The 13262-nt window shown below is 53.9% G+C and carries 16 protein-coding genes and 1 pseudogene; 12 read left to right on the forward strand and 5 right to left on the reverse strand.

The features are described from left to right. The 6 genes from IQ254_RS24780 to IQ254_RS24805 form a co-directional block, all read left to right on the forward strand. The coding region (locus IQ254_RS24780) for a hypothetical protein (RefSeq protein ID WP_193968832.1) at nucleotides 1-332 on the forward strand (332 nt) is incomplete at its 5' end. 11 nt (nucleotides 333-343) lie between these two features. Beyond that, nucleotides 344-853 (forward strand): hypothetical protein, encoded by a 510-nt coding sequence (locus IQ254_RS24785; RefSeq protein ID WP_193968833.1) that lies wholly within the window; start codon nucleotides 344-346, stop codon nucleotides 851-853. A gap of 7 nt (nucleotides 854-860) precedes the next feature. After that, nucleotides 861-1262, forward strand: a complete 402-nt coding sequence (locus IQ254_RS24790) for a hypothetical protein (RefSeq protein ID WP_193968834.1) — start codon at nucleotides 861-863, stop codon at nucleotides 1260-1262. 111 nt (nucleotides 1263-1373) lie between these two features. Beyond that, the gene (locus IQ254_RS24795; RefSeq protein ID WP_193968835.1) at nucleotides 1374-1628 is read left to right on the forward strand and encodes a hypothetical protein; all 255 of its coding nucleotides are present in this window, start codon (nucleotides 1374-1376) and stop codon (nucleotides 1626-1628) included. Between the two features lie 143 nt (nucleotides 1629-1771). Next, a complete protein-coding gene (locus tag IQ254_RS24800; RefSeq protein WP_193968836.1) occupies nucleotides 1772-2116 on the forward strand; it encodes a DUF5674 family protein in 345 nt (114 codons plus the stop codon). Then, nucleotides 2107-2472 (forward strand): hypothetical protein, encoded by a 366-nt coding sequence (locus IQ254_RS24805; RefSeq protein ID WP_193968837.1) that lies wholly within the window; start codon nucleotides 2107-2109, stop codon nucleotides 2470-2472. The genes IQ254_RS24800 and IQ254_RS24805 overlap by 10 nt, the downstream gene beginning before the upstream one ends. A gap of 17 nt (nucleotides 2473-2489) precedes the next feature. On the opposite strand, the gene IQ254_RS24810 is transcribed toward IQ254_RS24805, so the two are convergent. Further along, nucleotides 2490-2876: a hypothetical protein gene (locus IQ254_RS24810; protein WP_193968838.1), complete on the reverse strand. Its 387-nt coding sequence runs from the start codon at nucleotides 2874-2876 to the stop codon at nucleotides 2490-2492. Next, complete coding sequence (locus tag IQ254_RS24815; protein ID WP_193968839.1) at nucleotides 2873-3424, reverse strand: hypothetical protein; 552 nt, start codon at nucleotides 3422-3424, stop codon at nucleotides 2873-2875. Before IQ254_RS24815 ends, IQ254_RS24810 begins: the two co-directional genes overlap by 4 nt. A gap of 566 nt (nucleotides 3425-3990) precedes the next feature. On the opposite strand from IQ254_RS24815, the gene IQ254_RS24820 reads away from it, so the two are divergent. Continuing rightward, a complete protein-coding gene (locus IQ254_RS24820; protein WP_193968840.1) occupies nucleotides 3991-5178 on the forward strand; it encodes a DUF3596 domain-containing protein in 1188 nt (395 codons plus the stop codon). Between the two features lie 357 nt (nucleotides 5179-5535). Here the strand turns inward: IQ254_RS24820 and IQ254_RS24825 are convergent, their stop codons facing one another. Continuing rightward, nucleotides 5536-5736 (reverse strand): hypothetical protein, encoded by a 201-nt coding sequence (locus tag IQ254_RS24825; protein WP_193968841.1) that lies wholly within the window; start codon nucleotides 5734-5736, stop codon nucleotides 5536-5538. Between the two features lie 486 nt (nucleotides 5737-6222). Here IQ254_RS24825 and IQ254_RS24830 point away from each other — a divergent pair, with 486 nt between their 5' ends. Continuing rightward, nucleotides 6223-8997: a LuxR C-terminal-related transcriptional regulator gene (locus IQ254_RS24830; RefSeq protein ID WP_193968842.1), complete on the forward strand. Its 2775-nt coding sequence runs from the start codon at nucleotides 6223-6225 to the stop codon at nucleotides 8995-8997. Nucleotides 8998-9059: 62 nt separating this feature from the next. Here IQ254_RS24830 and IQ254_RS24835 read toward each other — a convergent pair whose 3' ends face one another. Together IQ254_RS24835 and IQ254_RS24840 are read right to left on the reverse strand one after the other, a co-directional pair. Further along, on the reverse strand, nucleotides 9060-10259 hold the full coding sequence (locus tag IQ254_RS24835; protein ID WP_193968843.1) for an IS4 family transposase: 1200 nt from the start codon (nucleotides 10257-10259) through the stop codon (nucleotides 9060-9062). 190 nt (nucleotides 10260-10449) lie between these two features. Continuing rightward, a pseudogene (locus IQ254_RS24840) lies at nucleotides 10450-10872 on the reverse strand (Uma2 family endonuclease); the annotation flags it as partial. Nucleotides 10873-11193: 321 nt separating this feature from the next. Between IQ254_RS24840 and IQ254_RS24845 the strand changes: the two are divergent. Genes IQ254_RS24845 through IQ254_RS24860 form a run of 4 tightly spaced genes read left to right on the forward strand, consistent with a single transcriptional unit; the run spans nucleotide 11194 to nucleotide 13095 of the window. Next, a complete protein-coding gene (locus tag IQ254_RS24845) occupies nucleotides 11194-11475 on the forward strand; it encodes a hypothetical protein (RefSeq protein ID WP_193968845.1) in 282 nt (93 codons plus the stop codon). Continuing rightward, entirely contained in the window at nucleotides 11472-11906 is a 435-nt protein-coding gene (locus IQ254_RS24850) for a DUF6326 family protein (RefSeq protein ID WP_193968846.1), read from the forward strand. Before IQ254_RS24845 ends, IQ254_RS24850 begins: the two co-directional genes overlap by 4 nt. 3 nt (nucleotides 11907-11909) lie before the next feature. Further along, nucleotides 11910-12554: a class I SAM-dependent methyltransferase gene (locus IQ254_RS24855; RefSeq protein ID WP_193968847.1), complete on the forward strand. Its 645-nt coding sequence runs from the start codon at nucleotides 11910-11912 to the stop codon at nucleotides 12552-12554. A gap of 19 nt (nucleotides 12555-12573) precedes the next feature. Then, entirely contained in the window at nucleotides 12574-13095 is a 522-nt protein-coding gene (locus IQ254_RS24860; protein ID WP_193968848.1) for an adenylate kinase, read from the forward strand. Nucleotides 13096-13262: the final 167 nt, after the last annotated feature.

Here is a 13262-nt window from a genome sequence, read left to right on the forward strand (position 1 = left end):
CAGAGGCTGTTTCTGCCGTTCAAACCCTCTACCGCAAAGCTGTGATGACCTATCTGCGCGATAACCTGCTGAAGCGGATGACAGAGCATTCGGTAGATGTGGTGATCAGTGGTGGAGCCTCTCGCATCATTTATGAGCCGCTGGTGGACTTCTTTGACGACATTCGATCGCTGGGGCGAGTAGAGTTCATCGACGGTACCGACACCGCCTTAACCAATGTGGTTAGCTCTCTGCCTGAATTTAGCCAGAATCCCAGCCTGGCCGGTCGAATGGCGGATGGTTATGGTTTATTCTTAGGACTGATCGGCTCATCGACGCCGGTTGCCACCTAGAGGAGACGGTCATGCCACGCAAAGCCGGGACGGGAACCAAAAGCGACCGCCAGCGCATTCAGTTTGCCTACAATGCTGACCGGGAGATGGCGATTGGGGTGGTATTTCGCTACCTGATCGACAATCCGCTGATGTCGAGCCGAGAAGGTAAGCACAAGGGGTTAGATGCGATGTCGGCGTTTTGGAAGCCGTTTGCCTACCAGGCGTGTACCGATGCCACCGAGGAAGACCTCCAGGCCCTGGCCCGAGAAGCGATGGAGGCGTTAGCCCATCAGATGGCGCTGATTAGCAGCACCTTTGGGGTAGAGCCGCCCAAGACGGAGAGCATGTCTCAAGACAAGCAGTTGCAGGAAATGATTCAGCAGGCGGTGACAGCGGCTATGTTGAATCTGGTGGAGTCGGGGGCGATTGCGATGCCTCAGCGTCACCCATCCGGTGGATCTGCCACTCCTGCTCCGCTCGAAGGCGTGGGTGTCGATGATGCCATGTTTGCCGGGTTAACCGCCTCTCCAGCTAAGTAGGATGACGATGGAACTAACTCCCAAAACTCCGGAAACTGAGGCAGGACATCAAGCCCGGCAGCAATACCTGACGCTGGCGCGAGAGGTGATTGGCGAGGAGGACCTCGACTACACCAGACTCTATCAACGGTTTGCGGACAATGATTGGGCCGCCATCAAGCTGGATGATGCAGTAGCGCTCCAAGGCCTCAAGGCGGGGTTTACCCCAAAAGAGGTGGCGGTGCTGTTGCTTCAGAGCCCGTACATTCAGCACCAGATCCATCACAATCGAGTACCGGCTGCGCCGATGACGCAGTATGCCAAGGGAACGGTGATTAAGATGCTGCAGCAATTGCGGGTGACGCCGTCGGCTCAGCCGTTGGTGGCCAGACCCAGACCACAGCGGCAAAGCGGGATGGAGTTGGAATAGGACAGCTTGTCTTTAGCTGTTCTAACCATCTCTATCCATAGAGTTTTTCAAATCAGGTTCTACCCACCCTCCAGGGATTGTGTCCCAGTACTTTAGTCAGGGGTTGGAGTGATGCAGCTCTTTGTCAATAAGCGTCAGGCTTCGGAGTGTCTGAGCCTGAGTGGTTCGACGTTGAAGAAATATCGCCTCAATGGCGAGTGGATTGAGGGGGTCCACTGGGTCAGGATTAATAGTCGCTGTGTGCGCTATAACCTGGACCTGCTTAAGGATTGGGTACAGAATCGGGGTAACCCAAATGCTCACCTAAAAGCCATCCAGACCTATCAGCAAGGTCTATTGAGCAATCAGCGGCGTAAACGGCAGTAGTTTTGTTGCTAAATCAGGACTCGGCTTGGAGCCTGGCTCCGGCAAGATGGCGAAAGCTTGGACAAATCCATAGACCAAGGAGCGAGTGTATCCGAAAAGGATAGATAGCAGTACACTTGTTCAGCACCATGAGCTAGTGCGTTATGATCCACATCATTCGCCAGAGAGCGGAGCCTGAGCAGATGCGTCAGATGCTAGAGGCGCTGGGAATTTACATTAAACTGGCGGTAGATGTTGAGCGCCGCATCCTGGCTGGAGGGGGCGAGTTGCACGCAGACTGTGAGCTTGTTCTGCTAGGCGATGGCAGCCAGCAGCGCCACATCTGGGGTGCAGATTGGTATCCGCTCAGCCAAACAGTAGGGTATGAATCGCTGATCAACATTCGCCCCAGCGCCAACAACCGTTCAATGATGATCCAAGATCCAGCGATGCGGGACGATATCCGCCAGCTTGTGCAGTCTCTGTTGGGCAATGTTCAATGGCAATAAACTGGGACATTCTCAAGGCGCAGTACCTCCAGGCCAACCGGGCGACACAGCTCGACAGTTTGGCGCTGAACTTGACGCGCATTCAGCTGCTGGCTCGCAGTGGCACCGATGAGTCGGTGGCCCAGCACTTGGTAAGAGAGAGCCAGTTCTTTATTGAGTGGGCTGTGCTGGGCATTAATCTGGAAACCGACATAGCGTTTGCCAGTGACTTAGTTGACCTGCAACGGTTGCTGAGCCGGTGGAAGCTGGGGTGGTCTGAGCTATGGGCCAATGAAGCTAAGCGCCAGGAGATGGCGGCACTGGCTCAGCAGTGGTGCGACCGCCTTCACGGGCAGGGGGAGTTGTTGGCCAGTTGAGGGCGATCGCCATTCAATCAGCCCGATAAAAGCTGCAACTGATCTTCTGTGAGCGTCACCCCTTGGCGATCGAGATAATTGCGTAGGTTGATCTGGATAAATAAGTCTTTTAGTTCTGCGGCAATATCCGAGGGAGGAGCACCGGCCAAAGCCCTAGCGATTAGTTTTTCTGCCAAGGACAACTCGCCACACTCGACAGCTAGGGCTGCCGCACTACGATGTAGGACAGAGCGGGTTGGCTCAGCTGTCATATCATTGGCCACCATGTCCGCCGCCTCGGCCTCTAATTCCAACGCCTGTCGCAGCAGCTCTTGAACCTGAGACGTATCTCCGCGCAGTCTTTTAAGATCGGCCTGCTCCGCCAAATCCATTGCTTGCCGGTGAATATCTTGAACCTGACTCATTGCTCTACAATCCAGGCTAAAGGCTGACTAAACTCAATAACCGCAATGTAGGCTGGCGAGAGGCTGTCTACGGCCTGCACCTGCGCCCCTTTCAGTGTAACTCTGGAGCGAACCTGGCGGTGATCGCCCCGACGAATGCCAGACACCTCCAACCGAGCAGATTTCTCAAAAGGCAGATCAGCTGAATCGGACACATTCCCCAACCAATAGTCAAAGCCAGTTCCTCGGCGCGAGCGCTCTACAACCGTAAAGCTAGTGAGCCTCTGGATCAAAAGCAGCGCCACCCCATAGGCACCCTGCTCAGTGGTGTAATCCTGATCATTCCAGCAGCGACGCATTTGATCGGTGACCTGGGGCCACAAGAGCACGAAGGCCCCTGAAAAGCTACCTTCCACCTCAAGGGCAACGCCGGGCTGATGCCCCTGCTCACTGAAGCAAATCGCACCCGCTTCTGCGAGGGCGGCTCCAAAGGCCGGGGTAATAGCTGGTAAGCCCTTCTGTAATTCAGAAAGGTTCAATACAGATTGTGATTCGGGTAACTGAGGCATTTTGGGGGCTTAGCTTGGCTGAAGCCTCATAATCCTACTCCTTGCGCAGCAAATTACTGATGACCACTCGATCGTCGGTCAAGTGCTCTACCACTATCTAGGAGACGATCTTCGCACTGAAGCTGGCCTTTCTGAAAGAGTGGGGTTGCTTGTGAAGGAGCCTCAGAAGCAATCGTCCATAACCTTACTCTAGACAATGCTTTGAGCGTTTATAGGAGCCAGCAATGCCTGTTGGCAGTAACAAGATTGGCTGATAAATAGGGGAAGAATCCTGTTTGGGTGTAAGCTGGGTTTAAGCTAATTTAAATTCTTTAAAACCCTTGCAAAAAGGCAATTCTTGTTCGATTCGTAATCGAGCGGTCGCGGGTTCAAATCCCGCCATCGGCTTCTAGTAAAAACAGGCGTTTCGCCCATCTAACAAGGGTTTTGGGGTTCTCGGCTCTACCAGGTCTCAAATCGCGTTGGGTATTTTTAGTGGTAATTAGGCAGGTTTAACACCCAGATTGAGATAAAGATTGAGATAAAGTACAATGCACTCAATCCTCGATTCCCAGTGGGGAAGCGCCATGACTTCGACCACCACCCGCAGGCATCGGAAAGCCAAGTCAGGCTCCGTCACAATCCGTAGCTCCAACAACCGGTTACAGCTGGTCTTCACCCACGGGGAGAAACGCCATTTTGTATCGCTAGGCCTATCCAACACGCCGCTCAATCGAAAGACGGCCCAGGATAAAGCCTTCGAGGTACAGCGAGATATCGAGTACGGTGAGTTTGACCCGACCTACCAGAAGTACAAGATTCGTAGCCACGAGCCCACTTCTGGGTCGCTTGGCAAGGTCGCCAAATCAGGGTCTAAACTGCTGACGCTCTGGGAACGCTACGTGGAGTACCTGACGCCTAACGCTTCTCCCAAGACGATCAACGGCACCTACAATCCTGTTACCTCTCATATCGGTCGGTGTAAGACAGATGGGTTGGTAAACCCGCTCAAGTTCCGTCAAGAATTGCTCAAAGCCACCACCCAATCCCAGGCTCGCCGCACCCTGATGCAGCTGTCAGCCGCCTGCAACTGGGGAATCCAGCATAAGCTGGTGGCGAGTAACCCTTTCCAAGGTATGTATCTTGCTTTGGATCCAACCAAGCCGCTGCCACCTGTGGCCTATTCCGTGGAGGAGCGCGATCGCATTATCGAAGCCTTTGAAGCCCATCAGGGCAAAGGCATGACGTATCAGCACTACGCACCCTTTGTGAAATTCCTGTTTTGGACAGGTTGCCGCCCCTGTGAGGCCATTGGCTTGCGCTGGGGTAGCGTAGCGGATGATTGCAGCAAAGTGCATTTCCACGAAAGCATTGTGGAAGTGTCCGGCAAGAAGGAACGCCGCGAAGAAACTAAAACCAGTGTCAGACGCTGGTTCACCTGCCCTGTGCGTTTGCAGGAATTGCTGCTATCGATTAAGCCTGATGAATGCCAACCAGAGGATTTAGTGTTTCGCGCTCCCAAAGGTGGCATCATCAGCGAGAAAAACTTCCACCAACGAGCCTGGTCAACCGTGACAACCACATTGGAATTGAACGAAAAGGAGAGGGCCACGATGACCCCTTACAACTGCCGAGATACGTTCATCACCCTGCAGGCTTTAGCGGGGCACTCGTCTACTACCATTGCCCGGTGGGTCGGCAATTCTTCAAAGGTGATTGAAGAACGCTATTTAGACAGGCTGAAGATGGATAAACTGCGGCCCACTGATGTTTAGAGTTGGGGTATCAACTTAAGCCGGGACAGGTTGACCGTGCCAGGGATGGGGCTGTTATGACGAAGAAGACCGTCTAGGCATCGGTAACTCTGTAAAGGTACTCTAGACAGACTCAAAGAGGTCAGCAACGAGGCGCGTTCCTGACCAAGCTATGACACCGCCTTCCGGCTGATTCCCACTCTGGTGGGAGCTGCGTTTTCCAGGTTGCTGTAGGTGCGCTCTTTTGTTTCGACTTCGGTGAAAATAAAGCCACTGGCCAACTCCATCAAGACCAAGGTGGGTAACCAAAAAAGGGTTCATCGGCCCCCAGACCCCCAACCAGACCCCTTGGCCCTCAGTCGGTTGGCAGTCCTCAGCTTAAGCTCTGCCGTACTCAACGATAGCCGCCTCCACCCGATGATGTTTGAGCCGCCGAACTGCTGTGGCCGAACTGCCCATATGGGTGTCCAGATGAATCGCTTTGAAAAATGCCAATAGGCTCTCTGTCCCGACCCCATGCTTAATCCCAAAGTGATACACCACCGCGATGCCCCGGCGCACCAGCCAGCTGTACCCCACCGTTGTTTCCCACGATATTGCTCAGCCCGCACTAGCGACTGCTGATGGCGATGAACACTGCTGCGGCTCAATTCTGTCGTCTCAGTTGTCGCACTGAGCACCGCTCGACCTTGCGTTTTCAGACAATCGGCCATCTGTTGTCGCCGCTCTCGTACAGTAGAGGTCATTGTTGCCGTTTTGAATTCGTATCGGTAACGATACCGGGCTCTGGGCGCTGCCGCAGAGCCTTTTATCTCTTCCCAACAGAGTGCTTATTGATACGTTGCACCAGGTATCCCTTTGTCCCGCCTTACATTGATACCCCTCTGTGTCGCGACTGAGGAAGGGCCGTAGGGGCACCGTTATACGGTGGTGAAGTATGGCATCACCCTGTATTGTTTGCCTTCTTGAAACCGTTGCTCTACAACTTCGCTAGTATCTTGATGGAAATGGCCCCCTAGGGGCTCCAGGATTGCATACGGTCTTTAGAAGCATGACTATAGATCCATGACTGCCTCGGTGAGACCGACCACTTCAGACTTCCCCCTACTGGCGACCAAGTTCTATTGCCCCCAATGGTCTGCTGACCTGGTCTCACGCCCCAGGCTGATCGATCTCATCAACCCACAACGCAAATTAACCCTGGTCTCAGCCCCAGCAGGGTTTGGCAAAACCACATTGCTCGCAGAATGGGTAACCTCTTTTCCCTTGAGACCCATTGCCTGGGTTTCCTTAGATACGAGTGACAATGATCAAACTGTTTTTTGGACTTATTTGATCACCGCGCTGCAGAATATTCACCCAAGCATCGGTACGCGATCGCTCTCGTTACTGCAATCACCCCAGCCCCCTCCCATTGAGTCGGTCTTAATGACGTTACTCAATGAAGCGACTGCTGTAGAAGCAGAGGTTGTGCTGATCCTGGATGACTACCATGCGATCGAGACCGAGACTATTCACCACGGCATCGGCTTTTTACTCAGCCACTTGCCGCCCCAGATGCATTTGATCATCGCCAGCCGGGCCGACCCGCCCTTAGCTCTAGCGCGGTTGAGGTCTTACGGAGACTTGACCGAACTCAGGGTGAGCGACCTGCGGTTCACACCGGAGGAAGCGGCGGCTTTTCTCAACCAGGTGATGGGGTTGACGATTTCGGCTGCGGATGTGGCCGCTTTGGAAAAACGAACTGAGGGCTGGATCGCCGGTCTGCAGCTGGCGGCGCTATCAATGCAAAGACGGGAAGATCTGTCAGGCTTCATCACGGCTTTCTCTGGCGACGATCGCTACATTGTGGACTATCTGTTAGAAGAAGTCCTCCAGCGACAACCGGAACGTGTCCGTCACTTTTTGCTGCAAACTGCCATTTTGGAACGGTTGACCAGTGATCTCTGTGATGCCGTTACTCATCAAACCGATGGCCAGGCCATGCTGGAAACCTTAGAACGGGGCAACCTGTTCATCATTCCCCTAGACAACCAGCGACAATGGTACCGCTATCATCACCTGTTTGCCGATGTGCTCCAGGCGCATGCCCTGACAGAGTCACCAGCGCGCATCCCCCACCTGCACAAACGAGCGAGTGCCTGGTATGAGCAGCACGATCTGTATGCTGAGGCGATTCGTCATGCGTTAGCGGCCCCAGATTTTGAGCGGGCGGCCGGTCTCATCGAACAAGTGTGGCCAACGATGCGGCGGCGGCAGCGAGAAACCACGGTATTCGGCTGGATCACATCTCTGCCTGATGCCTTGATTCGACATCGGCCTGTTCTCAGCGTGGTCTATGCCCTGGTGCTGCTAAACGATGGCCAGCTAGACGCCGCTGAGTCCCGCCTCCAAGATGCCGAACGATGCCTGGCCGTCATTGCCGATTCCACAGAATCGCTAGCGGTGGTGGTCACGGATGAAGCCCAACTGCAGTCTTTACCGGCTTCGATCGCGAATGCCCGCGCCTATCGGGCGACTGCACTGAGGGATGTGCCGAGCACGGTGACTTACGCTCAGCAGGCCCTCGCCCTGTTGCCAGCAGATGAAGAATACGAGCGCGGTACCACCGTCGCCCTACTGGGGCTGGCCTACTGGACCGACGGCAAGCCCGAAGCAGGCTATGACTCCTTTGCTGAGGGGCTGGCCATTTTTAAGCACATGGGCCTGCCTCAGATCGCCATTGGGGGCACCTTGATCCTGGCGCAGATGAGCCTGGCCCAGGGACGGCTCCACCGAACCATTCAGATTTGTGAGCAGTCTTTGCAGTTGGCGGCAGAGCAGGGCGACCCGGTGTTGCCCGGCACGCCAGAACTGTATTTGGCCTTGAGCGAGGCGTATTACGAGCAGGGCGACCTAGCGGCGGCCAGCCAACTGTGGCAAAGCGGTGAAACCCTCCGTCAGCAGGCGTCGCTATCGGGGGCGAAATTTCTTTGGCGGGTGGTGCAGGCCCGCTTGACCGCCGCTGAGGGCAATGTGGAAACAGCCCTTGATCAGTTGCACCAGGCGGAACAGCTCTACTACAAAGCGCCGATGCCCGTGCCCAATGTGCGCCCGATCGCGGCGTTGCGGGCACGGCTGTGGCTCCGCCAGGAGCGGCTGACTGAAGCACTGAACTGGGTGAGCGATAGCACTCTTTCGGTAGACGATGAGCTGAGCTATCTACAAGAGTATGAGCATCTCACCCTGGCACAAATCCTGATCGCTCAGTATCGGCGCGACGGCACAGACGCGTTAATGCATCAGGCGCTGGAGCTCCTAACTCGATTGCTGGCGGCCGCCGAAGCTCAGGAGCGCACAGGCAGCATCATCGAAATTCTGGTCGTCCAAGCATTGGCGTATGAGGCAAAAGCGGATTTAACAGGGGCAATCCCGACGCTAGAACGCGCCCTGACCCTAGCGGAACCGGAGGGCTATGTGCGCCTCTTTGCCGAATGTGGAGCCCCGATGGTGCGGCTACTGCAGGCGATCAAGACTCGCAACATCACCCCTGCTTATACCCAACGGCTGTTAACTGCTGCGGCATCCTGGGGACAGCAATCCAAAGCACCCTTCTCAAACCCCGTGCCTCTGAGCTTGTCGAAGGGCTCCGCTCCCCCATCCCTCATCGAACCCCTCAGCCAACGGGAATTAGAAGTGCTGCGATTACTCAATACCGAGCTGTCTGGCCCCGAAATTGCCCGTGAATTGGTTGTGGCTTTGAGCACCGTGCGCACCCATACCAAGCGGATTTACAGCAAACTCAATGTCACTAATCGTCGGGCGGCGGTGAAACGAGCAATAGAGTTGGATCTGATTTAGGCGTTCATTCCCACAATGTCCTTCTATCATCGTGATTAGACCCTTAACGGGTGACAACGTACCTAAAGAGCTTGCTGAATCAAGGATAGAGCATAGAAACCTCGCTGAAAATAGCGCTGTTTATGGGGTTTGAGTGCTATCAGTTGGAGCGCCCAGTCGGCCCATAATTCCATGGCATAGATCCACCGTTGGCCATAGAGACCCAGACTAAAATCACTCTGTCGAGGCGTCTTGTCGTGGTGCTCTTGGATACGCCCAGCATACTGATCTACCCCGAGGTGTTTCATCTGCTGCCCGTGCATCGTGGCCGAACTGTAGGCCAAGGCGATCAGCAAAACTAAGGCCAAAAACCGAGTGTCATTCACCTTGGCATCTTCCAGGTGATAGCCGCCCGTCTTACAATCTTTGAAGAGCTGTTCAATGCCCCAGCGACACCGATAGACCGCTAAGGCTTGTGCTAAGTTGGGCAAATTAGTCAGGATGTACCACGGCTCTTTAGGCCCCTGTTGGCGGTACTTTCGCTTCCAATAGACGGCTAAGTTAAAGGGACCAAGGCCATCGCCTTTATTGCACAAAATGCCCTGATAAAACCGAGACTGTCCTGGCTTGAAGCCCAGCTCTCTGAGCACACGGTACCCGCCTTCAGGCTCGGTTTGGAAATGAAGCGCTTTTTTCTGTCGGAGCGCAAAGGACACCTCTCGCTTATCCAACCAGGCCGCCAGTTTAGGACTATGGAACTCCCGGTCACCCAGTACGAGAACCGGATAGGACTTAAACATCGGCAGGGCCGTTTTGAGTAGTCGCTGTTGTGTTTTCAGGTCACTATTGCCAACCTGCCCCAAGAGCTCCCAGTAGACGGGTAAGGCGTGAGTTCCCCACACCACACTGACCATGAAGATATTTCGCCCTTTCCACTCTGTGCGGTCGATAGCCAGAATCCAATAGCCATGTTTATGATGTTTGAGCGTTCTCAGACGGCGGCGTTGGTCGCGGTTCAACCCCCGTCCCGTTTGCACTTGACGGACCCAATATTTGAGCAGCGGAAACCACAGCACCTTGAGGGTAAGTTTTGGTAAGGCTAAAAATCGCTGTAAGTTGCGTTTTCGACTTTGATACTGAATCGGCTGAGGAAAGACACTGGCTACTACCGAGAGTTTGACCTGGCGATGAGCCTGTAGCAATAGCAACAACAGCTGCAAGGTCAAGTACTGGGTTTCACTAAGGTGGGTGCGAAGGGTGGTTTGGTAGGATGCAGGAAACATATTGATTGAGGGGAGCTCTATTGAGGCTCCCTATTTTTTGTCCTCCCCATTGTCTCAAAGCCCTGTACCGTATGACGTTGAGTGCCCTTGTCACCCGTTAAGGATTAGACCAGGCGATCGCCCCAACACCACTTCGATAATTCTCAGCATTTGGGAGGGCGACTATACTGAATTCGTCTACCTACTTGGCCTGCAGTCCACTCAACGTATCGCTGGATGAGTTCAGCTCCACGACAAAATCCGGACAAACGGGCGCGAAGGATGCCTTCTCGTCCTTTGTTAGTGCATTCCACCGTTCAAGCCGAATCCACGAGGCGTCAGGCGATCGCGTTGCGCCATTGGGCAGCGTAAAGCCAGCACTGGAATCAAAACCTAGCCCAGTGCCATCCTGCTCAGCCCAGTTACCAATCTGCACCGCTAAATTGAAGTTACGGTTTCCCGTATCTGAAAAGGCAGGTGGCATGATGATCACCTCACCGCTGGCGCTGCGCTCAATCCGCAGATCACGATTGGCCTGACAAAATTCATAGAACTCTGCCATTGTCATCTCAATCGGCATTGGCAGGTTCACCGTCAGGGGGACGCTCTCCGTCTGAATCAGTAGCGTTGTCATGGGTCACCTTTGGTCGTCTAATCGCCAGGGCTTAGCATTGCTCATTAACGTTGATCCTAGTCCTGATCGAGTCAAGTGAAACCAACAAGCCAGCCAACTGCTTGAGCCTTACATTCCGTTGTCCCTTGCATCCAGTCATCAACCACAATCTTCTAGATAGAAGTTGAAGGGCTGTAAGCCCTAATCTCAAGTCTTTCATAGCGGCTCCTCACATCAATCCCCACGTCTAATCCCCACATCTGGGGACTGCGTCTCCCCACGTCCGTTCGTATTTTTGAGTTGTTGATAACCGTCGTGATTAGAGAGGGCTAGACAACTCCCATGAATCAACTCCACCGTTCCACCCACGAGCCTCCACTTGACCAGTACGAAATCTACGTCAAGGGACACCTTGATCAGCGGTGGAGTGATTGGTTTGAGGGATTTGCGATCGCTCTGATAGACAACGGTGAAACGCGATTGTCTGGCCCAGTGGTAGATCAAGCCGCGCTCTATGGCTTGCTGATTAAGGTGCGCGATTTGGGGCTGCCGCTGGTCTCGGTGAATTCGACTCAGGCTAAACGAACAGAACTCTCAGACAGGCAAACAGGAGAACACCCATGAATTTGCAGAAGCAGATATTGACGATAGAGATGAAAGCGATGCTCTCGACGCTGTGGATGTTTTATCTCTTCAACGTCATCTTTCGAGATATCCACGAATTTATTGAACCGGGTTTCATTGAACAGGTGATGACCGGGACCATTGATGGCTTTCAAATTACCGAACCACTGCTACTGTTTGGCGGTTTTGTGGCCGAAGTACCGATCTCGATGGTGCTATTTTCCCGGCTCTTACCCTACAGCCCCAACCGTTGGGCCAACATCATCGCCGCTGTGATTACCCTCGGGTTTGAAATCAACAACGGCACCAGCGATATGGACGATACCTTTCACATGGTGATCGAAATGGCTGCCCTGTGCTTCATCATTTGGTCGGCTTGGCGGTGGCGGAATCCATTTCACAAATCCTACTCCACGAGTCAGGAGGCATAAGTCATGAACGCTTCAGCTAAATTTTGGAACAAAGTTGCCGACGGCTATGCCAAACAACCAATCGCGGATGAAGCCGCTTACCAAAAGAAATTGCAGGTCACACGAGACTATTTGCAGCCCAGTATGAGTGTGCTGGAATTTGGTTGCGGCACCGGATCAACGGCCCTGCACCATGCCCCCTACGTGCACCATATTCGCGCCATCGATTTCTCAGCCAATATGATTGCGATCGCCCAAGCAAAAGCCGCTGAACAGAACATCCAGAATGTCACCTTTGAGCAAGCCAGCATTGACGAATTGAGCGTCCCGGACGGCACTTACGATGCTGTCTTGGGCCTGAATGTGTTGCACCTGCTAGCTGATAAGGAAACCGCGATCGCCAAGGTTTATAAAATGCTCCAACCAGGCGGAGCTTTCATCACCAGCACCATCTGCATGGGGGATACGATGGCTTGGTTCAAGCTGATTGCCCCCATCGGTAAAGCCTTCGGACTGTTCCCGCTCGTCAAGGTCTTCACCGTCAAAGACTTGGAGACCAGTTTGACGGATGCAGGATTTGCGATCGATTACCAATGGCAAGCAGGAGATTACCAATCGCCCATCGGTAACGCCAAGATCCTGTTCATCGTGGCCAAGAAACCCGAGTAGCGTTAAGGAAAGAATTCCGATGAAAAAAGTTGCTGTATTTGGCAATACGGGGGCCGGAAAATCCACCCTTAGCCGACGTCTAGGGGACATAACCGGACTCCTCTGGGTGCCCCTCGATTCGATCCAATACCGACCCGGTGGCAACAAAGTGCCCCACACCGAGTTCAAGGCCGCCCATGAGGCACTGTTGCAACAAGACCAGTGGATCGTCGATGGCTTTGGGTCAATGGATACCGTCTGGGAACGATTGAACGTGGCCGATACCCTGGTGTATCTCGACATGCCCGTATGGCGGCATTACTGGTGGGTGACAAAGCGATTTTTGACCGGCCTTTGGGTGCATCCTGCCGGTTGGCCGGAGGGGAGTTCATTGCTAAAAGGGACGCTAAAGTCTTACCCCACCGTCCGGCTGTGCCATGCCAAACTGACCCCCAAATATCGAGAGTATGTGGCGCAAGCGAAGGCAACCCAGCAGGTCTATCACTTGCGATCGCGCTCAGATATCGAGCAGTTCTTTCAAACGGTAGCAGCCGAGTTCTAGCCATAAGTGCTGGGGCAGTCGCCAAGGAATATGGCAGACGGCCCTGTTCAACCATCATTTTTGGAAACTAGCCATGAAGATCTTTATTGCAGGTGCCTCAGGCACCATCGGTCAGGTGTTGATTCCTCAATTAGTCAAGGCTGGCTATGCGGTTACGGCGTTATCTC

Origin of the sequence: Nodosilinea sp. LEGE 07088, assembly GCF_015207395.1 — a bacterium.
Lineage (GTDB): Bacteria > Cyanobacteriota > Cyanobacteriia > Phormidesmidales > Phormidesmidaceae > Nodosilinea.